This window comes from Nostoc sp. DSM 114160 (genome assembly GCF_053470305.1).
Genome location: NZ_JBPFGO010000002.1, coordinates 1278461 through 1304043, shown reverse-complemented (window position 1 = coordinate 1304043; position 25583 = coordinate 1278461). Strand labels below are relative to the sequence as shown.

At 40.1% G+C, this 25583-nt stretch carries 23 protein-coding genes and 2 pseudogenes; 8 read left to right on the top strand and 17 right to left on the bottom strand.

Annotated features, from left to right (window positions below; genetic code table 11):
- Nucleotides 1-54 precede the first annotated feature (54 nt).
- The gene (locus tag NSTCB13_RS22740; RefSeq protein WP_448273886.1) at nt 55-840 is read right to left on the bottom strand and encodes a methyltransferase domain-containing protein; all 786 of its coding nucleotides are present in this window, start codon (nt 838-840) and stop codon (nt 55-57) included.
- Between the two features lie 99 nt (nt 841-939).
- Between NSTCB13_RS22740 and NSTCB13_RS22735 the strand changes: the two genes are divergently transcribed.
- Entirely contained in the window at nt 940-1794 is an 855-nt protein-coding gene (locus NSTCB13_RS22735; protein WP_448273885.1) for a ParA family protein, read from the top strand.
- 96 nt (nt 1795-1890) lie between these two features.
- Here NSTCB13_RS22735 and NSTCB13_RS22730 read toward each other — a convergent pair.
- The 3 genes and pseudogenes from NSTCB13_RS22730 to groES all read right to left on the bottom strand — a co-directional run bounded on the left by NSTCB13_RS22730 (nt 1891) and on the right by groES (nt 4817).
- Nucleotides 1891-2694: pseudogene (locus NSTCB13_RS22730) on the bottom strand (Rpn family recombination-promoting nuclease/putative transposase).
- Between the two features lie 81 nt (nt 2695-2775).
- Nucleotides 2776-4410, bottom strand: coding sequence for a chaperonin GroEL (gene groL / locus NSTCB13_RS22725; protein ID WP_448273884.1), 1635 nt, complete (start codon nt 4408-4410; stop codon nt 2776-2778).
- A 95-nt stretch (nt 4411-4505) separates the two neighbouring features.
- A complete protein-coding gene (gene groES, locus NSTCB13_RS22720; protein ID WP_335185436.1) occupies nt 4506-4817 on the bottom strand; it encodes a co-chaperone GroES in 312 nt (103 codons plus the stop codon).
- Nucleotides 4818-5167: 350 nt separating this feature from the next.
- Here groES and NSTCB13_RS22715 point away from each other — a divergent pair, with 350 nt between their 5' ends.
- Nucleotides 5168-5362, top strand: a complete 195-nt coding sequence (locus NSTCB13_RS22715) for a hypothetical protein (RefSeq protein ID WP_322697804.1) — start codon at nt 5168-5170, stop codon at nt 5360-5362.
- Nucleotides 5363-5969: 607 nt separating this feature from the next.
- Nucleotides 5970-6647, top strand: coding sequence for a response regulator transcription factor (locus NSTCB13_RS22710; RefSeq protein ID WP_012407592.1), 678 nt, complete (start codon nt 5970-5972; stop codon nt 6645-6647).
- A 62-nt stretch (nt 6648-6709) separates the two neighbouring features.
- On the opposite strand, the gene NSTCB13_RS22705 is transcribed toward NSTCB13_RS22710, so the two are convergent.
- The 4 genes from NSTCB13_RS22705 to NSTCB13_RS22690 all read right to left on the bottom strand — a co-directional run bounded on the left by NSTCB13_RS22705 (nt 6710) and on the right by NSTCB13_RS22690 (nt 9845).
- Nucleotides 6710-7018, bottom strand: a complete 309-nt coding sequence (locus tag NSTCB13_RS22705) for an NIL domain-containing protein (protein WP_445630666.1) — start codon at nt 7016-7018, stop codon at nt 6710-6712.
- A 258-nt stretch (nt 7019-7276) separates the two neighbouring features.
- Entirely contained in the window at nt 7277-8671 is a 1395-nt protein-coding gene (locus tag NSTCB13_RS22700; RefSeq protein WP_448273882.1) for an ATP-binding protein, read from the bottom strand.
- A gap of 189 nt (nt 8672-8860) precedes the next feature.
- Nucleotides 8861-9097: a chemotaxis protein CheB gene (locus NSTCB13_RS22695; RefSeq protein WP_448273880.1), complete on the bottom strand. Its 237-nt coding sequence runs from the start codon at nt 9095-9097 to the stop codon at nt 8861-8863.
- Between the two features lie 55 nt (nt 9098-9152).
- Nucleotides 9153-9845, bottom strand: coding sequence for a chemotaxis protein CheB (locus NSTCB13_RS22690; protein ID WP_448273878.1), 693 nt, complete (start codon nt 9843-9845; stop codon nt 9153-9155).
- A gap of 271 nt (nt 9846-10116) precedes the next feature.
- Here NSTCB13_RS22690 and NSTCB13_RS22685 point away from each other — a divergent pair, with 271 nt between their 5' ends.
- A complete protein-coding gene (locus tag NSTCB13_RS22685) occupies nt 10117-10518 on the top strand; it encodes a hypothetical protein (protein ID WP_448273877.1) in 402 nt (133 codons plus the stop codon).
- Between the two features lie 239 nt (nt 10519-10757).
- Here NSTCB13_RS22685 and NSTCB13_RS22680 read toward each other — a convergent pair whose 3' ends face one another.
- A complete protein-coding gene (locus NSTCB13_RS22680; protein ID WP_448273875.1) occupies nt 10758-13016 on the bottom strand; it encodes a hybrid sensor histidine kinase/response regulator in 2259 nt (752 codons plus the stop codon).
- A gap of 34 nt (nt 13017-13050) precedes the next feature.
- Here NSTCB13_RS22680 and NSTCB13_RS22675 point away from each other — a divergent pair, with 34 nt between their 5' ends.
- The gene (locus NSTCB13_RS22675) at nt 13051-13197 is read left to right on the top strand and encodes a hypothetical protein (protein WP_448273873.1); all 147 of its coding nucleotides are present in this window, start codon (nt 13051-13053) and stop codon (nt 13195-13197) included.
- A gap of 335 nt (nt 13198-13532) precedes the next feature.
- On the opposite strand, the gene NSTCB13_RS22670 is transcribed toward NSTCB13_RS22675, so the two are convergent.
- The 8 genes and pseudogenes from NSTCB13_RS22670 to NSTCB13_RS22635 all read right to left on the bottom strand — a co-directional run bounded on the left by NSTCB13_RS22670 (nt 13533) and on the right by NSTCB13_RS22635 (nt 21809).
- Nucleotides 13533-14276, bottom strand: a complete 744-nt coding sequence (locus tag NSTCB13_RS22670; protein WP_448267866.1) for a chemotaxis protein CheW — start codon at nt 14274-14276, stop codon at nt 13533-13535.
- A gap of 9 nt (nt 14277-14285) precedes the next feature.
- Complete coding sequence (locus NSTCB13_RS22665) at nt 14286-14768, bottom strand: methyl-accepting chemotaxis protein (protein ID WP_448274208.1); 483 nt, start codon at nt 14766-14768, stop codon at nt 14286-14288.
- On the bottom strand, nt 14716-16053 hold the full coding sequence (locus NSTCB13_RS22660; RefSeq protein ID WP_448273872.1) for a HAMP domain-containing methyl-accepting chemotaxis protein: 1338 nt from the start codon (nt 16051-16053) through the stop codon (nt 14716-14718). Before NSTCB13_RS22660 ends, NSTCB13_RS22665 begins: the two co-directional genes overlap by 53 nt.
- Before the next feature lie 187 nt (nt 16054-16240).
- Nucleotides 16241-17344 (bottom strand): annotated as a pseudogene (locus NSTCB13_RS22655) (methyl-accepting chemotaxis protein); the annotation flags it as partial.
- Nucleotides 17345-17473: 129 nt separating this feature from the next.
- Nucleotides 17474-17902 carry a CHASE3 domain-containing protein gene (locus NSTCB13_RS22650; protein ID WP_448273870.1) on the bottom strand — a complete coding sequence of 143 codons (429 nt, stop codon included), beginning with the start codon at nt 17900-17902 and terminating at the stop codon, nt 17474-17476.
- Between the two features lie 22 nt (nt 17903-17924).
- Nucleotides 17925-19589 carry a methyl-accepting chemotaxis protein gene (locus tag NSTCB13_RS22645; protein WP_445630674.1) on the bottom strand — a complete coding sequence of 555 codons (1665 nt, stop codon included), beginning with the start codon at nt 19587-19589 and terminating at the stop codon, nt 17925-17927.
- 444 nt (nt 19590-20033) lie between these two features.
- Nucleotides 20034-21305: a CheR family methyltransferase gene (locus tag NSTCB13_RS22640; protein WP_448273868.1), complete on the bottom strand. Its 1272-nt coding sequence runs from the start codon at nt 21303-21305 to the stop codon at nt 20034-20036.
- Nucleotides 21306-21326: 21 nt separating this feature from the next.
- The gene (locus NSTCB13_RS22635; RefSeq protein WP_448273866.1) at nt 21327-21809 is read right to left on the bottom strand and encodes a chemotaxis protein CheW; all 483 of its coding nucleotides are present in this window, start codon (nt 21807-21809) and stop codon (nt 21327-21329) included.
- Nucleotides 21810-22048: 239 nt separating this feature from the next.
- Between NSTCB13_RS22635 and NSTCB13_RS22630 the strand changes: the two genes are divergently transcribed.
- From NSTCB13_RS22630 to NSTCB13_RS22620, 3 genes are all read left to right on the top strand, one after another.
- Entirely contained in the window at nt 22049-23776 is a 1728-nt protein-coding gene (locus NSTCB13_RS22630) for a serine/threonine protein kinase (RefSeq protein WP_448273865.1), read from the top strand.
- A complete protein-coding gene (locus NSTCB13_RS22625; protein ID WP_448273863.1) occupies nt 23773-24546 on the top strand; it encodes a hypothetical protein in 774 nt (257 codons plus the stop codon). Before NSTCB13_RS22630 ends, NSTCB13_RS22625 begins: the two co-directional genes overlap by 4 nt.
- A gap of 118 nt (nt 24547-24664) precedes the next feature.
- Nucleotides 24665-25450, top strand: a complete 786-nt coding sequence (locus tag NSTCB13_RS22620) for an Rpn family recombination-promoting nuclease/putative transposase (protein ID WP_448273862.1) — start codon at nt 24665-24667, stop codon at nt 25448-25450.
- Nucleotides 25451-25583: the final 133 nt, after the last annotated feature.

Genomic DNA, 25583 nt, shown 5'->3' with positions numbered 1-25583 from the left:
CCTGATATTTATTGAGAGTGAATTAACGCACCCTACTTATTATGATTCCCATTTTTATTTTGAAATTACTTCACCAAGGTGTACGCTAGTACGATAGACCATATAGATAAAACCATCTCGATCGCGAAAGCGCTGATATAATTCTTGAAAATTATCAATAAGCTGTTCATATCCCAAGCCTTCACGCGGAAGGTAAGAAACACTCATTGCTCGGCCAATAAGTCCAGTTAAATCTAACTGTTGTCTATAAGTAAAATTATATTCACGGATGTTAATAAAATAGGGAGTTACTAACAATGGCTCTACCGACTGCATTCGAGATTCTGCTGGATGATTATTAGATGCTTCGCGGACTATTCGGCTATATTCTGTAGTTAATGCATCTTCTTTATCGCGATTATTCCACACCACAGCCAAGCGTGCTGATGGTTTTAAAATGCGGTGGAATTCCAATAAAGTTGGTTCGGGATTGAACCAGTGGAAAGCTTGAAAACAAGTAACTAAATCAACTGAATTATCAGGTAGTTGGGTAAATTCTGCTGTTCCATCACGGAACTCAATCAAAGAATGTGGTTTAGCAGCTTCTCGCATCGCCGCGTTTGGTTCTATGGCGATGACATTAACCCCCCGTTCAGCTAACAATCTTGAAGCAATTCCTGTACCTGCACCAATATCTGCTGCTATGAGTTGTGAATTTTCACCTAATCCTTTCAAGATAATATCAATTGCATCTGCGGGATAGTTTGGTCGATATTTTACATAATCCTCTGCTCTGTCAGAAAATCGATTGAGTGGGTTTAACGTATGTAAGGGGGTTGTTTCAGGATTAATTTGGCTCATAGGTTTTGATGTAAAAGTAAAAATGAACCTGTTAGTTGGGCATATTTTCAGGGAAGCATAGAACTGTAGCTCATAAAATGCGTCAATCTACCAGAAATTATGACAGCTAAAGTGATAAGTATTTGTAACCTCAAGGGTGGAGTTGGCAAAACTACCATCGTCATGGCATTAGCGGAATATTTAGCAGGCGATACAATGTATGGTAAGCGAGTGCTGGTTATTGACCTTGATCCTCAGTGTAATTTAACGAATATTTTAATGTCAGAAGATGTATGGTTTAGCCAATTTGAAAGGAATAAGTTGACTTTACCTTATTTATTTAAACAACCTAAAGATTATTTAGAGAATTTGGATAACGAGAACTTTATAGCTAAACGAGATATTTCTAATATAAAAGCTAAATTTAAATCTTTGCACCTTATACCTAGCAGTCCTATATTATTTGAAATTCAAGAAGAATTACCTGAAGGATTTTATTATAATCTAGGATTAAAACCGATTGATTTACTAAAAGAACTTCTAAAAATTCTATCCAAAAATTATGATTATGTTTTGATTGATTGCCCACCAACAATTAACAAAACAATTAAAAGTGCATTTTTAGCCAGCAATTTTTGTATTTTGCCTTGTACCCCTAACCGTATGTCAATTGGTGGATTAAGATTAATCCTAAGACATATTAAAAAGTTTAATAATGAAAATGGACATAATTTAAAATCTTTAGGAACTTTAATATCTAGATTTAATGTATCTAGAGCTAATGAAAATCAATTGGTTGAGTTGATTATGAATAACTCTGATTTTCCATCAGTATTTAAAACTAAAATTGCTGAAAGAGCGCAATTAGCTAAAAATTTGGATTTTGGAGAGAAGTTGACATATAAGCAAAAATATGGTGATTTGTATGACTCTCTAAAAGATTTCGCTCAAGAAGTGATTCAGAGAGTTAAGTAAACAAATGGACACATCACAAATTAAAAATTTATTAAGGGTGATCGTACAAGTTATAAAATATGCGGCTTTATAAGTAAATTGTTTTTATTAATTTTTCTATTGCTGCTCTAACCAAGCTATCAAATCAGCAATTTCAGAAAAATCAAGCAGTTCCTCTCCCAACTCCTCTAACTGTTCAGCAGATAAATTCCGAACCTGCTCAACTAATGATCCATCAATATCACCAAAGCGCCGTTTAAGTAGACGACTAATCAATTTCAACGCTTCTTTTTGAACAATATCTTGATAAATTACAGACTCTTTCATAATATCCTCCCGCAAAAATTGCCGAACCAAATCCTTATCAAACCGCAAACCCGCCAGAATTTCTATACAACCCGCGATATTTTGTCGCTCCTCTCTATCTGGAATTGTAGCGATTTGTTCAGCTACTTGTGCCAGTAAAGTTTGCGGTGAGTCAGTTCGTGCCAAACTTGCTAATGGTAACAGCGCCGAATTAACTAAAAATAGTGTTGAATCTTGCTCCCAAAGACGAACAACCTGATATTGGTGAATCGTTGTGTTGTCCCGATATTCTTCAGTAAAAGCCATTTCGTTAGTAGTTTCCTGCAAAAAGATTAGCACTTGCACTACAGAACAACGGTATTGACGCTTCAATCTCACAGAATAATCAAGCATTCGGAAATTAAGCGCCGGATTAGATTTTGCCAAAGTTTGAAATTCAATGTGCAAAATTTGGTTAGCCGCCTACAAAAATGTCACCGAATCGGCGCGAATTGGCTCAAGCGTGAGCTCCGTTTTTAAGACTTCAATTTGTTGCACCTCTATCCCAAGCAACCAACGCACAAACTCGGCTGGGTACTGTTCAGCTAAATATTTACAAACGTTGTCGTAACTCACCATCTTCCTCTTCTCTTGACACAAAAAAACAGCCGCCTCCACAAGGGAAGCAGCCGTTTTAACAAATTATCTAACTACGTATTAGTAATCGAAGTCGCCACCACCAGCGCCAGCGCCAGCAGGAGCGGCATCTTTAGGCTCAGGCTTGTCAACGATAATACATTCGGTTGTCAACACCATACCAGCGATGGAAGCAGCGTTTTGCAGAGCAGAACGAGTCACCTTAGCAGGGTCAACAATACCAGCAGCTAACAAATCAACAAACTCGTTGGTTGCAGCGTTGTAGCCAATGCTGAAATCCTTCTCTTTGACGCGTTCAGCAATCACAGCACCATTCTGACCAGCGTTTTCAGCAATCCGCTTCAGAGGTGCGGGTAAGGCGCGAACCACAATCAAAGCACCAATCAACTCTTCATCCTTAAGGTTGCTCTTTGCCCAGTCTTCCAAGTCGGGAGCCAAGTGAGCCAGAGTTGTACCACCACCAGGAACGATACCTTCTTCTACAGCAGCTTTGGTGGCGTTGATAGCGTCTTCTAGGCGCAGTTTCTTGTCTTTCATTTCGGTTTCGGTCGCTGCACCCACTTTCACTACAGCGACACCACCAGAGAGTTTAGCAAGACGCTCTTGCAGTTTCTCTTTGTCGTAAGAAGATTCGGTTTCTTCGATTTGACGACGAATCTGTTCGACACGAGCCTTAACAGCAGCTTCGTTACCTTCAGCAACAATTGTGGTGTTGTCCTTGGTGATGGTGATCCGGCGAGCTTTACCCAGGCTATCCAGCTTGGTGTTATCTAGCTTCAAACCAGCATCTTCGGTAACTAGTTGACCGCCAGTTAAAACAGCGATGTCTTCTAGCATAGCTTTGCGGCGATCGCCAAAGCCAGGAGCCTTAACAGCAGCCACGTTAAGTACACCGCGTAAACGATTTACTACCAAGGTTGCCAAAGCTTCTTTTTCAATATCTTCGGCGATAATTACCAAAGGACGACCAGCACGAGCTACTTGCTCTAACACTGGTACAAGGTCTTGTACCAAAGCGATTTTCTTATCAGTTAGCAGTAGGAAAGGTTCATCAAAAACCGCTTCCATCCGTTCAGCATCGGTAGCGAAATAAGGAGAGATGTAGCCTTTATCAAAGCGCATCCCTTCAGTGATTTCCAACTCGGTGAACATAGATTTCCCTTCTTCTAGGGAAATTACGCCTTCCTTGCCCACCTTGTCCATTGCTTGGGCAATCATCTGACCAACTTCTTCGTCGTTACCAGCCGAGATCGCACCAACTTGGGCAATGGCTTTGGAATCTTCCACTGGACGGGCGTGTTGAGCAATTTTGTCTACAAGGAAGCCAGTAGCTTTGTCAATACCACGCTTGAGGGAAATTGCGTTAGCACCAGCTGCAACGTTCCGCAAGCCTTCTTTGACGATCGCATGAGCTAAAACGGTAGCGGTGGTAGTACCATCGCCCGCTGCATCATTGGTCTTAGAAGCAGCTTGACGAATCAGAGCTACACCAGTGTTTTCAATGTGGTCTTCTAATTCGATTTCTTTGGCGATCGTTACACCATCATTGACGATTTGCGGTGCGCCAAATTTCTTTTCTAAGACTACGTTACGACCTTTAGGGCCAAGGGTAACAGCTACAGACTCAGCCAGGATGTCAATGCCTCGCTCTAGGGCGCGACGGGCGTTTTCGTTGTAGATAATGCGCTTTGCCATATTATTTGTCCTTTGTCATTTGTCCTTTGTCCTTTGTCCTTTGTCTTTTGTCCTTTGTCATTGGCTAATGACTAATGACCAGTGACTAATGACAATTAGATCACAACTGCTAAAATATCTTTTTCAGAAAGCAGTACATATTCTTCAGTGCCGAGCTTGATGTCAGTGCCAGCGTACTTAGAGTACAGCACCTTATCGCCAACTTTAATTTCCAATTCCTGACGGTTTCCATCGTCATTGCGCTTGCCAGGGCCAAGAGCCACTACTTCCCCTACTTGGGGCTTTTCCTTGGCGGTATCGGGCAAATACAGACCACCTGCGGTCTTTTCCTCAGAGGCGCTCACTTTTATAAAAACGCGATCGCCTAAAGGTTTAACTGTAGAAACGCTTAGAGATAAAGCTGCCATAATTATTTTCTCCTCTCCAGAGTTTAGCACTCTCAACTCCTGAGTGCTAATTTACCGAAAACTGGCGTTCAATGGCAAGAATGCCTTGAGTACGGGTTCCCGAACTAGAAGGTCATAGATGTACTTAAGTATAAATGCTTAATTATTTATACCTTGCGGGTTTTGTTCTGTAAGTTACGAAGAGAGTAGGGGGTGGGAAGTTAAGAGTAGAGACGCGATTAATCGCGTCTGTACAAAAGTTAAGAGTTAGGAGTTATAAGAATTTTTCCCCATTCCCCACTCCCCTTCTCAGTCAACTTTATTTGCAAAGCTTGCAAATTGTTATAGAACTGTAATCAGGGAGCCGCTCGATGAGTAACAATACAGTGACAGCGATCCAGTCCAACCATCAAATTCCTAAAAAAACTCAATCTTTAGAACATAAGACCCTAAGTAATTGTGTAGAAAGTTTAGGACTTGCAAAAATTCAGCGAGACATTTTTATTTGCGCTGACCAGGCAATTGCTGCTCAAAACGAGCTAGTCTGGAATTCTGGAATTACTTAAAAAAGCGACTTAAAGATTTAAAACTCGATGAGCCGTACTAAAGTTATTCTATTTGCGTCTATAAAACTAAAGCCAACTGCTTGCGTGTTTCTGGTTCTAGATCCATAATGGTGATTTACCCTGATGGTGTCTGGTATCGCCAAGCAAACCCGGAAGTTACTCTGCGGATCGTCCGAGAACACTGAATAGGTAATAAGGTGGTAGAAGAATATGCGTTTTCAATCCATCTTTTGCCTGAAACTTCCTTAGTTTCTTGTGAACACCTCATAGAGGCTTAACAACGAAAGGATATGGTATAGCAGTAGGCTTTAAGAAAGTGCGGGTTGGTTTTGAGGTAGGGTCATCTTTAAGCCAATACTTACTTGTGAGTCCGAAAGATTATTATTTAATCAGTGTTTTTTACCCCGCCCCTTTCAAAGCGATATATAATAGCGCATTATAGATACTACTGCTATACGTATCCTTGCTGGACTTTTGCTATCGAGCTACTAGTCTATTGAAAGTGCTCGGCATTTTTGAGACTTCGAGACAGCAAAGGCAAGTTAAGTAGGAAAAAGGACAACATCTCGAATAACCCACCATACGAGGATAAATATTCAAGACTTTGATGGACCGAAGCGCGACAAGTGCCACTGCTATGAAAGAGCCCAGCATGAAAGATCACAAACGACTTCTATTGATTGATGATGACCCTAACCTCATCTTGCTGGTGAAGGATTACTTAGAATTCCGGGGATATGAAGTCATCACCGCTGAAAATGGACGTGAAGCTCTGGAAATTTTAGAGCAAGATGTTCCAGACATGATCATCTGCGATGTGATGATGCCGGAAATGGACGGATATACTTTTGTGGAACAAGTCCGGCAAAACGAACGCACCAGCTGGATTCCGGTTCTTTTCCTTTCAGCTAAGGGACAAAGTGCAGACCGAGTTAAAGGTCTGAACAAAGGTGCTGATGTTTATATGGTCAAGCCCTTTGAACCAGAAGAACTCGTAGCGCAAGTTGAGTCCTCGCTGAAACAAACTATCCGTTGGAAAGAACACCAAGCAAAAGGAGGCGAAAACGGTTCCCGCATCCAGGTTCCCTTCGATGTGCAATTAACCCCAACCGAACTGAAAGTAGTTCAGTTTGTTGCTAGGGGTTTAGCTAACCGTGAAATTGCTGAAGAACTCAATGTTAGTCAGCGCACGGTTGAAAGCCATGTGTCCAATATGTTGGGCAAAACCAATCTCCACAATCGCACTGAACTAGCGCGGTGGGCGATTGAAAATCAAATGGCTTAAACAAAGTTAAAAGTTAGGAGTTATAAGTTATTAATTTTTTAACTCCTAACTCCTAACTAAATCTACCAACCATCTTCTTCAGGGCTGGATTGGTACAGAACTTCTAAATCCAGTTCATCCAGGTAAGTCAAGGCACTTTCAATCTGGGAAACAGTGCCCCGTAGTTCCAGCTCAAAGCAGCTATATTGTGGCACGTTTGCGCTTATCTCCGCAGTAGCAATAATGACTGTGATACCATAGTGAGAAACCAGTCGTGAAATGACTGGTTCCTCATGCAAATCTTTAGGAATACGAACCTGGATGCGAGTTTGGGTGCGTCTATTATCTAAAATATCAGTATTAGATTTTACTTGTTTATTTGGAATTGCCATTCTAGCTTCCTATTCGACTTCTGGGATGAGGGTTTGGCTTTGGACGACTTCTTTTAACACTAGCGTTACTCATCCTATGCAGGCAAACGGTAACAAATGATTCATAATTCATCATCAAGATTCGATGAGATGAATTATGGATTACTATAAAAAAGTGCGATCGCGTTTAAGTGAATTATAAACTTACTAACTTATAAGTTAACTTTGTTGAAAAATCAATAAACACCTTGGAGAATAATTCTCCGGTGAAATCTTAATTCAAGTGTTGCTTTTATAATTAACAGGTAATGCTATTGGAATTTCGATCGTAAATTCCGTTCCACGAGCAAGTTCAGACTTTAGCTGGATATTTCCCTGATGTTTCTCAATAATTTGATGGCTAATTGCTAAACCTAGTCCCGTTCCTTTGTTAATAGGTTTAGTTGTAAAAAAAGGATCGAATATCTTGCTTTGAATCTCGGAATCTATTCCATTACCGTTATCTCTAAATGTAATTATGACTGTTTCTAATTTAGTTACTTCAGTTTGAATTACAATTTGTTTTTGCATCTGATTATCCAGATCTAGTAACGCATCAATGCCATTACTAAGGATATTCATGAATACTTGATTTAGTTGTGCTGGATAACATTGAACTGGTGGGAGATTTCCATATTTTTTAATAATCTCAATTTTCGGTTGTAGCCGATGATTTAAAAGTAATAAAGTACTTTCAATTCCTTCATGAATATTAACAGCTTTTTTATCTGACTGGTCGAGTCTAGAAAAGTTTTTTAGGGACAGCACAATATCACGAATCCGGTCGGTTCCTATCCTCATAGATGAAAGAATTTTTGGTAAATCATCGCTGATGAAATCAATATTAAAGTCGCCAAATTTTTCTTCAAATAAAGAATAGGAATCTGGATGTTCTTGTTGATATAGTTGGATTAAATTTAAAAGACAGTTTACATGGTTATTCAGATGATTAAAATTACCGTGAATAAAATTAACAGGATTATTAATTTCGTGGGCTACACCTGCAACCATCCGACCCAAGCTAGACATTTTCTCTGTCTGGATCAATTGAACTTGGGTAGTTTGTAATTCTCGTAAGGTATTTTCTAACTGTTGTGCTTGAAGTTGGGCAGTAGCAGTTGCAGTAGTGAGTGCTTTGAGGTTACTGTAAGCTTTGGAATGATAACGAATGCGGGCAATTAACTCAACTGGATCTGGTAATTTGATTAAATAGTCATTAGCGCCTTCAGTAAAAGCTTCTGCTTTGAGCTTTGCTTCTTCTTTACTGGATAACATGACTATTGGTACATCACGAGTTACTGGATGAGAGCGAAACCAACGCAGCAACATTAATCCATCGATATCTGGCATGATCATATCCAAGAAGATTACCGTTGGTTCTATGGCGATCGCATCTTGAATCGCTTTAGCTGGATTGCTTGTGTAGTGAAGGGAAATATCTGTTTCTGTCGCAACTATCCGACGGAAGGCTTCGCTGATAATTACTTGATCGTCAATTAGCAAAAGCCTGACTGTGGATATTTTAGTATCCAGAATAAATGGCGCAGCTTGTGGAGTTTGTGGTTGACTCCAGTTTGGTGATAATCTTGCTGTCTTTGGAGATATTTCTAAGAGTGCTGTTTCTTGCAGGTTCATTTAGCACCTCTAAATAGGTCTTTGTTTTCAATACTACAAACTACTAAGTTAAATATACTAGTTTGCAATTGTCGCAATTATATCTCAGTAATTAAAAAGGTTGGTATTTTGCAATACTTCGTAAAGGTGTTTTAAGTATCTGCTTTCATATACACATTTTTATAGAAGTATAATAAAGTACTAATTAATTCAGCATTTTGCCGTAAATTTGATGCAGACTGATGCGATCGCCTCAATTGGCAAAACCTCTACCGCAGCTTTTAATTCCACTGCTACTTTCGGCATACCATAAACAACGCAAGTTTTGCAGTCTTGAGCAATAGTATGCCAACCTGCTTCGCGCAATTGTTTTAAGCCTTGAGCGCCATCTCCACCCATCCCCGTCAGCAACGCCCCAATTCCCTTTCCAGTCCAATTTTTAGCCACACTCTTGAAGAAAACATCAATTGATGGACGATAGAAAAAATGTAGTGGTTCTTTGTCATAGCCAAAGGTGAGGGTCGGGACGCATCACTAAATGAAGATTTGTGCCAGCAAGCAGAACTTTACCAGGCTGTGGTGTAGAACCTGCGATCGCTAGTTGCATAGGCAGAGGAATTTGCTCATTCAACCAGGCGGCAAAACCTTGGACAAATTGGGCATCTATATGTTGAACAATAACCACAGCCGCAGGAAAGTCTTGGGGAAATTGGCAGAGAATAGTTTTCAATGCCTGGGGACCACCCGTGGAAGCCCCGATAACGATTAGAGGTGGAAGTGATTTTGAGTGATGGACAGGCGGCGATCGCCGATATGAAGATTTACCAATTAAGCGGGCGATCGTGGCAATTTTATTTAGTAGCCCATCATCACCTAAAATAGGCGTATTGATGGCATCCAAGGCTCCATAGCCCATTGCTTCAAAAATCTTGGCTGCATAGCGATTAACACTAGCAGTTACCATCACAATCGCGCAGGGAGATTGCCTCATAATGTGCCGTGTAGCTTCTACTCCATCCATACTGGGCATCAGCACATCCATCAAAATCAAGTCAGGAGTATCAGCCGCACATTTACTCACAGCTTCCGCACCATCGTAAGCAACCCACGCCAGCTTGTAACCTGGGATTTTTACCACAGCTCGCCGCAGTACCTCTACAGCCATGAACATATCGTTAGCGATCGCAATTCTCACAAATTATGGCATTTCTCCAAAATAACGCGACAAATACAACAGATAGAAACCCAGATTAAATCTAGGATCGGCCCTTTCAAGGTGGTGAAATTTAAAACGAAAATTGCTAATTTCAACATTCAAAAAGCCCAAAATCTGAGCGGAGGATTCAAAATGGTAGCACTGAAACAACGTATCTTTGTTCGTCACCTTGAAAGGGCTAGTCTTATATAATTTAGATGCCTTTGCCATATAGTCTAAACTCCAGTTTATAAAGCATAAAGAGTAACCAATGAAGCACTTTACCCTATTTACTTTTCTGTATCTAGCAGCGGGAGCTTGCCTAACAGCGATCTTCTTTGGAAATTCTGACATCGCTCCAAACCTTAAAACAATTCTGCTAATTAATGCTGGACTGTTATACCTTACCTCTGTCCTAAGTACTTTTCCATTTTGGCGTAATCGCGTACTACGAAGCGAAGCCAGACTGCGCGATCAACCTGCTTGGGATCGGAATATTGTGATGATTCTACCAATATTCATCATTGCATTGATGCTTGTTATAACCATCCCCGACCTGGTGAATCACAACTGGGCAGCTCCGGCAATCGCCAGAGCATCTGTAGGGCTACTAATCATCCTACTTAATGCAGAACAACTTTTTATCAGAAACCAAATTCGGCAAGAATCCTGATTACTAGACAGACAGTACAGGGAGATGGATGAAATTTTTTGTCAATGCCTAAGTCCTAGATTCAGCCCTTTCAAGGTGGTGAAATTTAAAACGAAAATTGCTAATTTCAACATTCAAAAAGCCCAAAATCTGAGCGGAGGATTCAAAATGGCAGCACTGAAACAACGTATCTTCGTTCGTCATCTTGAAAGTGCTAGTCCTAAAATCTTACTTTCTTAATTACGAATTACAAATTATTATCAAGCCTCTCCAATTAAATCAATCACCGCCTTTAATAGAGTGTCATCATGAAAGCTGCTCTTAGTTAAATAGTAGTCTGCACCTGCTTCTAACCCTTGCAGTCGGTCTTCTTCTCGGTCTTTGTAAGAAACGATAATCACAGGTGTTTGCTTCAACTTGGCATGAGTTTTGATCTGGCTAGTGAGTTCAAAGCCGTTCATTCGGGGCATATCAATATCTGTCACTACCAAGTCATAATCGCCGCTGCGGATTGCATTCCAACCATCAATGCCATTAACCGCCACTTCAGCTTTGTAACCATTGTTTTCCAAAAGTTTGCGCTCCATTTCGCGCACAGTGATCGAATCATCTACTACTAAGACTCGCTTGTAAGTTTTGGTAATTGCCTGATGAGCAGACTGATTTACCTGAGAAAGTTGTCCGCTAGAAAACACCTTAGCAATGGAACGTACCAAATCTTCAACATCGACAATCAACACCGGGGAACCATCATCCATCAAGGCGGCGGCACTAATGTTGGCGACTTTACCAAGGCGGGGATCTAGGGGGCGGACAACCAAATTGCACTCACCCAAAAACCGATCTACAACTAATCCATAACGGTTGAGGCGATCGCTAATCACAATCACTGATAACGATTCTATATTTACCGCAGGCGAGGCTAACTCTAAAACTTGACTTGCTAAAATCAACTCTACAGGTTGATTATTGCTCGTGAAAAATGGGCGATTTTCCGATACAGCAATCTTAGACTTCGGTAATATTAACACCTGTTCAATGCGTGTCAGTCCAAAAGCATAGGGTTCGCCAGCAATTTCCACCAACAGAGTGCGAATCACAGATAATGTCAACGGTAACTGCAAGTGAAAGGTCATACCTCTTCCCAACACAGAAACCGCCCGCAGCGTGCCGCCAACTTCCCGTACTGTGCTATGGGCGATATCCAGCCCCACACCTCTACCCGAAATTTCAGTGACAGTTTGGGTTGTGGAGAAACCAGGTAAAAATAAGAATTCCATCAACTCAACTTCAGTAAGTTGGGCTGCCATTTCCGGGTTTGTCAGTTGTTTGCCGATGACAACTTGGCGCAAAAACTCGATATCGATTCCCCGTCCATCATCTGCAACCGTGATAAACAGCATTCCGGCGCGATGGGTAACTTCAATCCGAATAATTCCTTCTTCTGGCTTTCCTGCTACTAGACGTTCCTGGGGCAATTCAATGCCATGATCGATCGCATTCCGCAGGATATGAGTCAAGGGAGCTTCCAGACGTTCTAGAATATCTCGATCTACCAAAGTAGACTTACCAACGATTTCCAGTTTCACCCGTTTACTCAATTGTCTAGCTAAGTCACGCACCATCCGCGGAAATCCCTGTCCCCCATCTGCAAAGGAACACATTCGAGTAGCAATAACTTCCTGATATAAGCGCTGGGCAAGATTAGCAGAACGCTGAGAAAATTGTTCTAGTTCGTTTTGGCGATCGCTTATCATCTGGTAACATTCGTGAGCTTTTTGATGAGTTGCACTCAAGGTTTCTTTAATTTGCCCATTCAGATGATAGTTGCCCAATAACTCTTGTAACTTCTCCAGTAGATTGGACAATTCCCCTTGATTGCTTCTCAGTTTCAGCAAAGAGTTAGCAAATGGTTCTAATAAATTCGCCTCAACTAAAGACTCTCCTGCTAAACCCATTAAGCGATTCAAATTTTCAGTACTCATTCGCACCGCCCGATTTTGGGTGATGCCCAGTTCTTCTAATGGGGATGGGGAAATAAGGGTTGTCTGTTGGTTGTCTTCTAACTGTGCTGTTGTTATTAGGGGATGAATTTCTTTTGAGGTTGCCTCTAGAGTTAGGATATTAGCGATCGCACTCACCAACGATTGAATGCCCAAATCTTCTAACATCTGCAAATTTGGGTTGGCTGTAACCCTTTGAGCGATACGCAAGAGCATATCTACCCCTTGCAGCAACACATCAATGCGATCGGCAGTTAAGGTAACTTTTCCCTCTTGAGCCGCCACAAAGCAGTCTTCCATGATGTGAGCAAGGTTGACAGCCGGATCGATTTGAACAATTCGCGCAGCGCCTTTGATGCAATGGGCTGCCCGCATTAAAGCTGCCAGTTCTGGTTGGGGATCGGGCTTCGTCTCCAGTGCCAACAGGCAATCGTTCAATACCACAACTTGAGCTTTGACTTCCATGTTGAATAAATCAAGCAAGGAAAGATTGCTGACATCAAATTCTTCTAACATTACTACACCTTCCTAGAACACCGATTCATTAATCTTGGAAGAACCTTTCCCCCAACCCATCTCCTACGAGGCTACGGTGTACACACAAGTCTCTCGATCTGCACCTTTGATGCATCGCCCTGCACGTTTGTTGTATCGACTTGCACCTTTGATGCATCGCCCTGCACGTTTGTTGTATTGACTCGCACCTTTGTTGCATCGCCCCACACGTTTGTTGTATCGACTCGCACCTTTGTTGCATCGCCCTGCACGTTTGTTGTATCGACTCGCACCTTTGTTGCATCGACCTACAAAAATTAACCCACCCTACGTTCCGCAGCAACTTTAAAAGACTTGTGTGTACACCGTAGCTTCCCTACAAGGGAAGGGGTTGGGGGATTAGGTCTTTAGACTTCTTGCAGAAGTCGGGAAAAGGGGAAGGGGAAAGGGGGAAAGGTTTGGTATTTTCCCTTTCCCCTTTAACCTTTTCCCTTTTCCCACAAGAGTGCAAAAAGCACTTTTGCAAGAGGTCTTTGATTACAGCACCTTCCTAGCTAAGGTGGTGAATAACAATTCATCATCTAAATAACTGACACTGTGCGTTAGCGAAGCGCTGCCGCCAGAGGCAGATCGCTCCATTGGTGACACGCTAGGTTGCCAGTGAAATAATCCTTTAGTATAAGTTTGAGTCAGACTCTTGGGCGGATCTTGTAACTCATCCCGGTGAAATCGGTGTACTCCATAAAGTTCATCGACACCAAACACCCAAGTTTTATCTGTCTTTTCCAACACCACCATGCGCGAATACACCACTGGACTGAGGGTTTGTACTGCTGTATCGGCAGTTTCCAGATTCAATAGATCGCTCAAAGAAATACACAATAGTAATTCGCCTCGGATACTTACCAATCCCCGCAAGATTTGATTGCTGCGATGCGGTATGGTATGAACCACACTCGCAGGAGAAATTTCTTTGAAGATTTGGGCAGAAAGCGCCAGCCATTCCCGTTGCAGACGAAAAATCACAACCGTGATTTGAGTGGTGGCTAAAGTATGGGATATCTGGGAATTTTCATCAGTTCTAGATTTAGCCAGTAACTCAGTCCACTGATGGCGATAATCTTCAGGTATGGAGCGCTCTAGCAAATAGCGTCCAGCAGTAGAGTAAACGGGGCAATTGCGGCAATGGGTATAAGTGGCTAATTGCGGACAGGAGCGATCGCCCTCAATACCGATAAAATTCCAACAACGTTCAATATTTAATGGTGTAGCGGGGTTCATAAGGGCTGCTCAAGAGAATTGGTGCAGGGGTATAACGTCTTCTGCTTCCACCTGAAAGCGGGCAATCTCTTGACGCAATCCCTGCGCCACCTGGTTAAGTTGGGCTATGGCATGATTAATTTCTCGCAAAGAATCCGTACTTTGCACTGAAGTACTGCTCAACTGCACCATCGTCTCACTAATTTGTTGCGCTCCCACTGATTGGGTTTCCATACCCTGGTTAACAAACTCAAATCGCGGATTCAGGTCTTGCACTTGCTGGATAATTTGCCCAACCTGTGTACTAATACTGGCAACATCTTCTATATTTCGCCCAACTTCTGCGGCAAACTTGTCCATCTCCATCACACCTGTAGAGACTGACGATTGCATCTGCTTCACCATCTGCTCAATATCGAGGGTAGCAACGGCGGTTTGATCTGCTAGTCGCCGAATTTCTCTAGCAACCACAGCAAAGCCCAAGCCATACTCTCCAGCTTTTTCGGCTTCGATCGCCGCATTTAATGACAGCAGATTCGTTTGGGTCTGCCACCTTGGTAATTGTGACGACGATAGTATTAATGCTATTTGCCTTTTCGCTAATTACTCCCAATCGAGCAGCGATCGCATTAGTGGCTTCTGCTAACTGCCGCATAGTGGTTTCCATCCGCACTATATCTTTTTGGCTATCATTGGCTGCTGTCGTTGTGATTTGGGAAATGGTTGCAACTTGTTCCATTGCACTTACTAATTCTCTAGAGGTGGCAGAAATTTGTTTGGTAGCGGCAGCTACCTCATTAGTAGAAGCTACTTGCTCAACCAGCGTCCCTTCTAATTGTTTACCTGAAGCTGCTATTTGAGTAGCTGAAGAAGTAACCTGTATGCCTGAATGCTGTACCTGACGAATCAGAGTGTTCAGATTCTGAGTCATGGTTTGGAAAGCTGTTAAGAGTCTATTCATTTCATCTTTGTTGTTCGAGTCAGCTGCAATTTTAGTTGTTAAGTTTCCCAGAGAAATTTGCTCTGCAACTCTAATAACACTAAAAATCTGAGAAGTAATTTGTCGAGCGATTACAAACCCAAGAGTAATCGCAGTTATGGGGCCAATGGCAATTCCTACAGAAATCCAGAAAATACTGCGACCCACATTCTGTTCGACTTCTTTTTGTGTATCTGATATAAAATTTTCATTGAATTTTACAACTTTGTTTGCTTGTTGTATAGTTGTTTTAAATAATGCTTCTTCCTGCTTTTTTATCTCAGAATCAATTTTATTGCGTAACTCCAACCTCTTTTGAATATTAGCTGGAATAGTTTCTGGTTGTCCTTGAAGAATTAATTCAAGCTGTTTTTTCCAAGGGTTCTTAATTCCATCTTGATTTATTTTTTGTTCAACTTCTAATAATTTTTTATGGACTTTTTCCCAGTCTCCCAAGTTTTCTTTAAGTAAGTTATACTCTTTTAATTCTTCTTCAGTGGATGGAGTTGCGTCGTACTGTGCAATACCTTCGTTAATCTGTTTCCAAGCGTTCTGGATTTCAGCGATCGCACTCTCTCTTTCACTAACAGTAATTTCAGGATTAAATAATAATCGTTGTGCGGATTGAATTTGTATCTGTCCTTCCTTAATCTTCCATACCCCAGACAAGCTGGGGATGTCATTCAAGGTTAGTGAGTTAATTGACTGATTTAACTCGTTGGTAACAAACCATGCCACCAAGGCCATTACGAATACAATCAGTCCTATGAATAAAAATGAACCGATCAACCGTGTTTGCAAGGTGATGTTCTTGAACATTGAATATCCTACTGTTCCTCTGCTGCTGGAAAATGTATTCGTCTCTTAGAATTCCCAAATCACAAACAAGATGAACAGTTTGTATTTTTATTTTTAAACAAATTATTAAGTAGGCAGTTTAGTTCAGATACTAGATTTTACTGATGATGTAAAAGTCTTGAAATATTTCCTTAATTGTTGATTAGATTTATTGCTGACGAGTTAAATCGGAATATTCTGTTTTCACTTGAAAGCGGGCAATCTCTTGACGTAATCCAAGAGCCACTTGATTGAGTTGAGCTATGGCATGATTAATTTCTCGTAGAGAATCGGCTGTTTGCACTGATGTGCTACTCAACTGCACCATCGCATCACTAATTTGTTGCGCTCCCACCGACTGGATTTCTGTACCTTGATTTACTGCTTCAAAACGTGGTGCTAAATATTGTACTTGGTCGATAATTTGACCAACTTGAGTACTAATATTGGCAACGTCTTCTACACTCCGTCCAACTTCCGCAGCAAACTTATCCATTTCCATCACGCCTGTAGAAACGGAGGATTGCATCTGCTTTACCATCTGCTCAATATCTAAGGTAGCGACGGCAGTTTGGTCTGCTAGTCGGCGAATTTCTCTAGCTACTACAGCAAAACCCAAGCCATATTCTCCAGCTTTTTCCGCTTCAATCGCAGCATTTAAAGACAACAAATTAGTTTGGTCTGCCACTTTCGTAATTGTGACAACAATATTGTTAATATTGTTAGCTTTTTCACTAATTACCCCAAGTCTGACAGCTATAGAATTGGTGGCTTCTACTAGTTGGCGCATGGTAGCTTCCATCCGTAGTAAATCTTTTTGACTATCACTAGCTGCTCTAGTTGTGGCTTGTGACATTCCTGCCACTTCTTCCATCGTTTTCACCAGTTCTTTAGAAGTCACAAAAATTTCCTTAGCAGCTGCTGTAACTTCATTAGTAGAAGCTAATTGCTCAGTAATTGTAGCTTCCAATTGTTTGCCTGATGCTGCTATTTGAGTTGCTGAAGAAGTTACTTGTATGCCAGAGTGTTGTACTTGACGGATCAGTTTATTCAAGCTCTGGATCATATTTTGAAAGGCTTTGAGAAGTTGACCAATCTCATCTTTAGTATTAGTCGTATCTTCAATAACTGTTTGTGTTAAATCACCAACAGAAATTTTGTTTGCTACTTCTACAGCTTTCCCAATTTTTTTACCCAAAACTTGGGCAATGAAAAAAGTAGCGGACAACCCAATTGCTAATGATAATAGTGATGCAATTACAGTTAATGAACTCAGAAAGAACAAAGCATATTTAGTTGAGCTTATACTTTGTTCCATAATTTGATTTTCATTCACTTCAAATTCATTACTGATTTTTTCAAATTCCTCAAGAATCGTCTTAGTTTTTTGTAAGAAAGCTTGTTAAATGACATTATTTTTATCTATTATGGCTTGCGGTTCGTTAACAAAATCATCTTTAAGTTTATTGTAATCAATATAAAATTGGTACATATTTTTTAGTCTTTCTTTTTGTTTGAGGTTCTCTATAGTTTTATTTACTAACTCGAATGCCTCTTGAAAGTCACGTTCATCTTTGTTATATAGTTCTAAAGCATCCTTATTTATTTGAGAGTCAAGTGCATATCTGCGAATTCTGCGATCCATATTGATCAGATCGATATACATCCGACTTTTCCCAGTGAGAGCAGTTTGTGAAATACCTACTTGTCTAAATGTCAGTGATATTTGATTAGAAGTTGTATACACCATGACACTAAAACCAATCATTAAAACTGTTGGAATAGAAAAACCAAGCAAAGTTAGGTCTTTGATTTTCCAATTAGTAAACATCTTATCTTTCCTTAATTGTTGATTAGATTGATTGCTGAGGAGTTAAAGTAGAATATTCTGTTTTCACCTGAAAGCGGGCAATCTCTTGACGTAATCCAAGAGCCACTTGATTGAGTTGAGCTATGGCATGATTAATTTCTCGTAGAGAATCGGCTGTTTGCACTGAAGTGCTACTCAACTGCACCATCGCATCACTAATTTGTTGCGCTCCCACCGACTGGATTTCCATACCTTGGTTCACAGACTCAAAGTGAGGGGCCATGTCTTGCACTTGCTGGATAATTTGCCCAACTTGAGAACTAATGCTGGCAACATCTTCTACACTTCGTCCAACTTCAGCAGCAAATTTGTCCATCTCCATCACACCTGTAGAGACTGACGATTGCATCTGTTTTACCATCTGTTCAATGTCGAGAGTAGCAACAGCAGTTTGATCTGCCAGTCGGCGGATTTCTCTAGCAACAACCGCAAAACCCAAACCATATTCTCCAGCTTTTTCAGCTTCGATCGCTGCATTTAACGACAGCAGATTTGTCTGATCTGCCACTTTCGTAATTGTGACAACAATGTTGTTAATGTTATTTGCCTTTTCGCTAATTACTCCCAGTCGAGCAGCAATGGCATTGGTAGCTTCTACCAACTGCCGCATAGTGGCTTCCATGCGAACCAAATCTTTTTGGCTAGTGCTAGCGGCCGTCGTCGTGATTTGTGAGGTAGTCGCAACTTGTTCCATAGTATTTAGCAGTTCCCTGGAAGTTGCAGCAATTTCTTTAGCAGTAGCAGTTACCTCATTCGTAGAGGCTACTTGTTCAGAAATTGTCGCTTCTAATTGTTTACCCGAAGCCGCTATTTGAGTAGCCGAAGTAGTTACCTGAATCCCTGAATTCTGCACCTGACGCACGAGGGTATTGAGGTTAGCAATCATGTTTTTCAATGCAGCCATTAACTTGCCAATTTCATCATCTGAGGTAACTTCAACCTGGGTTGTCAAATCACCGGCAGAAACCTGCTCTGCTAGACTAAATGCTGACTGCAAAGAGCGACTCAAGGAAAGACTGAGAATGCGGACAATAATCACTGATACAATAAATGCAACAATCATAATACAGAAGAAAGTAGCTAAATTAACGGAGTTTGCAAATGCCTGAAATTGACTTGCTTGCTTTTGCCTCTCATCTAAAAGCTGCTCTTCGGTTTGCAGCATCTCATTAAGCTTTTGTCTGATTGCATCCATAATATTTTTACCTTTATCTGAAAGAATCAGAGCTACTAGTTCTTGCTCTTTACCAGCTTTTTTCAGAGAAATTGTTGTTTCTAGCTCACTCATCTTTTGTTGGGATAATTCCTCAAACTTATCTAAGTTCTGGACTTGTGTTGGATTATCTAAAATCTTCTGTCTTAAATCTTTGAATTTATCTTTTAGATTATTTTTAGCAATTTCATAAGGTTCTAAGTATTGTGGTTTGTTTGTAATAACAAATCCTCTTTGTCCAGTTTCAGCATCAACCAAGATTTTTTCAAGTTCTTTTAAATCCAATTTAACTGAATAGGTGTGCGTTATTAAAGTAGCGGAATTAGCTAGAGAATCGTTGGCTGATTTGGCGACAAAACTAGCAATGCCTGTTAATATTACAATAATTCCAAATCCACCCATGACAAATTGATTAATTCTGATTCCTTGTTGCATATAATTTTTAGATTTGAATTTTTCCAAATAGGTATATTAGAGAAAATGCAGTAGCCAGCTTTTTAAATTAGATGGACTCCACCTTCCCCTTTTCCCTAAAACCAGACAAGTATTGGAGTTATATGGGTAGGCTCATACAGATATACGCCTTTATGAGTGATTCATTTGTCGTAAAGATGTAAGAATTCAGTCCTTCTGAATTTGGAAGGACTGAATAGTTAAAGGATCGAAAGAACATTTGATGAATAAATATACCAATTATTCTAGATTCCTGAAAAATTCTGGCTTCTGACTCCTGAATGCTGAATTCTTACGTAAAGATTTTTGAACATGATGTCAAAAGTCTTTTGAAACACTTGCAATTCCTAGAGTTCCCAGATCGGAAACGAGATTAACAGTTTACATATTCAATTTTGAAACAAATTATTAAGCAATATTCTGATTTCACTTCTTCTTTAGTCGGTGAATTCGCTGCCAAAGGATATTTGCGCTAGCAGTATTTCCTTGATGTTCTTTGAGTAATGCCAAATGAATAAGTGCCTCTTCATGAGTAGGTTGCAGGTAGATCGCTTTTTGAAAAGATTGTTCCGCCTGCTCATTTTGTGACATTGCTTGCTGTACCTGACCAAGTAGAAGATACGCTTCAATACTGACCTGATTTTGGTTCAGATAGTCGTTGCATAATTTAGCAGCCTCATTCAACTGACCTTGATTAGCTAAGTTTCTGGCTGTTTCTAACAAATTTTCCTTCAGGTCTTTTGGTAATATAAGGTTTTGAGAAGGAAGATTCAATCTCGCTTGTGCGGCAAACTTGGAATGGTTTTTGTTCGGTAGTTGTCGCTTGTTGAGAACATCGATATTTTTGCTTGTAAAGTCTTGTTTCCGAAGATTGGGACAATGATTTTTGCGAATATTCTCGCACGTTGGGGACTTTCGATGAGTAACTACTGAATCTTGACGAACTGAAACAAATTCAGTTTTCGATAGTAACCAAGCTTCAGCATGTCCAACAAATAGCAAACCTTGCGGGTTTACCAACCTTTTTAGAACTCTAATAGTATGTATTTTGGTGGCACTATCAAAGTAAATCAGCAGGTTACGGCAAAAGACAATATCATAGGGCGGCGTACCCAATAAAAAATCAGTATCTACTAAGTTACTGTTCAGAAAATTTACCATACATCTTACCCGTTCGCACAGGCGATATCCTGCCTCAGTTGCCTGAAAATAGCGCTCTTGAAACGATTGGCTATTGCCGCGAAACGAGTATTGATGGTAGATTGCTCGTTGAGCTTTTAGTAGGCATTGTTTGCTAATATCTACAGCATCGATGTGAATGTTTGTTGAATTTAATCCTGCTTCCAAAAGAGCGATCGCAATGGAATATGGTTCTTCACCCGTTGCACAGGGTACACTCAAAACCCGCAGTACACTTTGGGGATTTTTTGGCAACCATTCAGATAATACGTAATGCTTCAGAAATGCAAAAGACTCTGGTTCTCGAAAAAACCAAGTTTCTGGAACAATTACACTGTCAATCAGTGCTTCCCATTCCTGGGTAGATACCTGTAACTTCCCCAGATAGTGAGCAATATCCGTGATGCTGCAATCTGCCATACGTTGATAAATTGCACTAGCGATCGCATCAGCACCAATAGAATTTGCATCCAAACCAATCTTGCTTTTTAGTAAAGCTTCAATAACAGATTGTGCCATTTATAGAGTCTTCAGACCAATCTAAAATCTAGTATTGTGATGACTTTCTGGCAAGAGATTGACTTGCTGTGCTTCTGACAACAAGTACTCAATGCGAAGACACTGAATCATCCCTTGGTCATCTACAATCATTTTGCCCAAATATGGCGCTGTATCTATCTGGATATTGGGATCAACAAATTCAGACTCAGACTGGTGTAATGTTTCTACAACTTGTTCTGTCATCAAACCCAAAATATGGGGAGCCTGAAGTTCTGTATTATTACTCCCCCAATAATTGACTAATACAATTCTAGTACTCAGGTACTCACTGGAAGGTTTACCACGCATCAACTGGCATAAATCGATTACTGGTACAATGCGTCCCCGATAGTTAAAAACACCAGCGATATGCTCAGGCTGGTGGGGCAAAGTTTTGAGTAAAACAAATGGTATTACTTCTACAACCTGTCGGCTTGCTATGGCATATCGCTCATTTCCAATGTTGAGAAGTAACATTAGCATTAATTTACATATCCAATACTAACTTTTGTATTACTTGTAGGCTATGCAAGACGACTGTCCTACGATAACGAGAAATTTATTGCAGGTACATTCTAAAAACTATATGCTACTTTGTCAAAGTTTTAGGGAACTCTATTAATAGAACCTTAGATGTGAATAAAAATCGATTCTTTAGGATATTTACTTCTGTGTAATGACCTATTGCATAAATCCCCATTGTCCAAAACCTGTTGACCCCAGTGAATGCAAATAACCTTATTTGCCGTAACTGTGGGTCAGAAATACTGTTGCAAGGTCGCTATCGGGTACTCAAACAACTAGGACAAGGTGGCTTTGGTAATACTTTTGAAGTTGACGAGTGTGGGAAAACTAAAGTTTTAAAAGTGCTGACTGAGAATAACCCCAAAGCCATTGAACTGTTTCAGCAGGAAGCAAAGGTTTTGAGTCAGCTAAACAGTGGGGGTATTCCCAAGGTAGAACCAGATGGTTATTTTACTGTTTTACCTAAAAATAGCTCTGTACCATTGCACTGTTTAGCAATGGAGAAAATTGAAGGCGTAAATTTAGAGCAGTGGATGGAATTTCGTAATTATCAACGTCTTTCTGAAGCTCAAGCTCTCAATTGGCTTAAACAACTTGTAGAAATTCTCGCTTTAGTACACGCTCATAAATATTTTCACCGTGATATTAAACCTCAGAATATCATGCTGCGACCAAGTGGGCAGCTTGTCTTAATTGATTTTGGTGCAGTTCGACAAGTCACGACAACCATTGTGGCGGGAAATTCCCATACCAGAATTTTTTCACAAGGCTATTCACCGCCAGAGCAACAAAACGGTTATTCAGTACAGCAGTCAGACTTTTTTGCATTGGGACGGACTTTTATTTTTCTGCTCACAGGTAAAGAACCCCAGGATAAAGAAATTTATGACCCTCTGAGTAACGAGTTGCACTGGCGAAAATCTGCACTCAATCTTTCTCCACTTTTGGCAGATTTTATCGACCATTTGATGGCTCCTACTGCAAATCATCGTCCTCAAAATACGCAAGTGATTTTGCAGAAGTTGAACGAAATTGAAAAAGCGTTACAAATGCCTAAAATACTGTGGCAACAAACGACAATTCAATCAAACAATGGGTCTAAATCTGCTGCGTCATCTAGTTCTGTAGCTACTGTATCAGTCGGTGGAGCTAAATCAGTCAATGCTTCTTCTAAGCAAACTCAGACAAGCAAAAAATTTTGGCAAGTTTTTATCGGCTTAGGAGTAGGATGTTTTGCTGTTTTTACTGCTGCCCTTAACCTACCAAACAGTAAAAATCCGGTTTCTGTTTCTCCTGAAGAAAATGTCCCAGTGGCTATTCCTAGTTCAGTTCCCTCACCAATTACCAAAGTTTATGAAACCCCAACAAATGCTCAACCTCAACCCACAATAAGCCCTCTAACTTTGCCTATATCTGACAAACTAGAAACCGAACAAGCTCAAATAGAAGAGGTAGAAAAGCAAAAAATTAAGGCTGCTTTAAAAGCAGAGCAAGAGAGACAAGCAGCTATTAAAAAAGAGGCTGCTGTTAGGAGAGAAAGAGAACAGTTAGAAGCTGTGATAAGGGAAAGAAGAGAGATGAGGGAAAAAAGAGAGCAATTAAATCCTGATATAAGGGAAAGGGAACGTCAAGATGCTTTAGTAACACAAAAAAAGCAACAAGATTATAAACAGCAACAGACAAAAATTAGCCTTGAAAAAGCTAAACAAGTTTACTTGCAAACTAAGCAGCAACCAAAAACAACTGTAACAATCTCAAATCAACGGCAATTACCACCTAAGCAACAAGTTATAACAGAACGACCAGAGAATACAGTAAATACAAATAATGATGGGACTAATATTCCTAATCCTTGGGAATCTACATATCCCACACCTAAAGCTTCCGATGAATTAGAACAAGTAATAAGAGAGGGAAATCAATGAGAAATTTCACAGTTAGAAGTTTAATCACTTTGGTGATAACTAGCTCGGCTTTGTTGTTAACACCAATGAGAAGTGATGCACAAATAAATATAAACAGACTAACTCAGGTGGCAAAAAGCTGCCAAGAAGATATGCCTTCTTTTAACTATTACAAGCGAATGGGATTTAATAATACATATATTATTAATGAATATATTAAAAATTCCTATAACCAAGAACTAGCAATCAGAAATTGCATTTCTTATAGATATCATTACTCCTTAGTTTTGACTAAATATCCTTGGCTTGAGTCAACAGGAGAAATACTGCCTGGATATCCTGGTTCTGTTGTTGTTGCATCTTTAGCAGCGGTATTTGGTAGTTCTAATAAAACTTCTATTTTAGACTGTATTGCCAATCAAGATGTATCGAGTCAAGAATGCTCTCCAACAAGGTCTATACTTGGGAGCGGAGTTCCTTTTATACAGAGGGTACAAGACTGGTATACAAGTTATAAAGTTAACGTTTGTCCTTCTTGTGTTCTTGCCCATGATGAGGTGTCTGGTTCACAAAAAGAAATTTTAAAAGCTTTTATCAAATGGTTTTTTACACTTGAAAAAACACAAAGAAGAGAATTGATTTCTCTTTTAGGAGATGGCGATGAAGCTCGTGAATTGAGATTAGTAATAGCGGGTGAATCTAGTGCAGCCTTAAAAAAATATTTGGAAGTACGCCAAGCAGTTCAGGAGCAGGAACAGGAGCGGCGTAGACAAGAAGTCCTTGGCAATTAGATGGTGTTTAAAAGAGCGATGTAGTAAGATTAAATTGGGTTGATGCAAGAAATAAAATCTAACAGCAACAAACTTAATTTTTATCGACAATACCTGATACCATTACTTTCAGGCTGCCATGTATGACAATATCTGTAAATTCATTGCTGAAAACTTCAAAGATGATTTAGCAACTTGGTTACTAGGTTCGCAGATTAAATTAACAGAACTTAGCCCTACTGAATTATCAAGCGAACCAATCCGCGCTGACTCATTAATCTTATTACAATCTGATAATTTAGTTCTACACGCTGAGTTTCAAACCAACCCTGATGAAGATATTCCCTTTCGGATGTTAGATTATCGAGTTAGGGTTTATCGCCGCTTTCCTAACAAAGAAATGCGTCAAATAGTAATCTATTTGAGAAAAACTAGTTCAGAATTAGTCAGTGAAAACAGTTTTAGATTAAACAACACTTACCATCAGTTTGAGGTAATACGCCTGTGGGAACAACCGACAGACAGGTTTATGAGCATTCCAGGTCTATTACTCTTTGCTGTGCTAAGTCAGACAAACGATCCTACAATGGTATTAACGCAAGTAGCCAAAGCAGTTGAAGCAATTAGCGATCGCCAGCTACAGAGAAATATAGCTGCTGCCAGTGGCATTCTAGCAGGTCTAGTATTAAAGAAAGATGTAATTAAGAAGATTTTCAGGAGTGAGATTATGCGCGAATCAGTCATTTATCAAGAAATCCTAGAAGAAGGCGAAGCCAAAGGTGAAGCTAAAGGTAAAGCAGAAACAACAAGAAAATTGGCTTTAAATTTGTTGCGAATTGGCATGAGTTTAGAACAAATTGCTCAAGTTACTGAATTATCTATTGAGCAAGTTCAAGTTTTACAACAGGAGATTCAAAATCCTTAATTTTAATTAATCGCTTTAGAAAATACGTGCCTATACAAGCAAAACCCGCGAATGCGGGTTTTGGAGTTTTTATGAGTCAGTGCAGACGCAATACGGTTGATGAGGGCTTTTTGATTAAAATTATAAATCACAA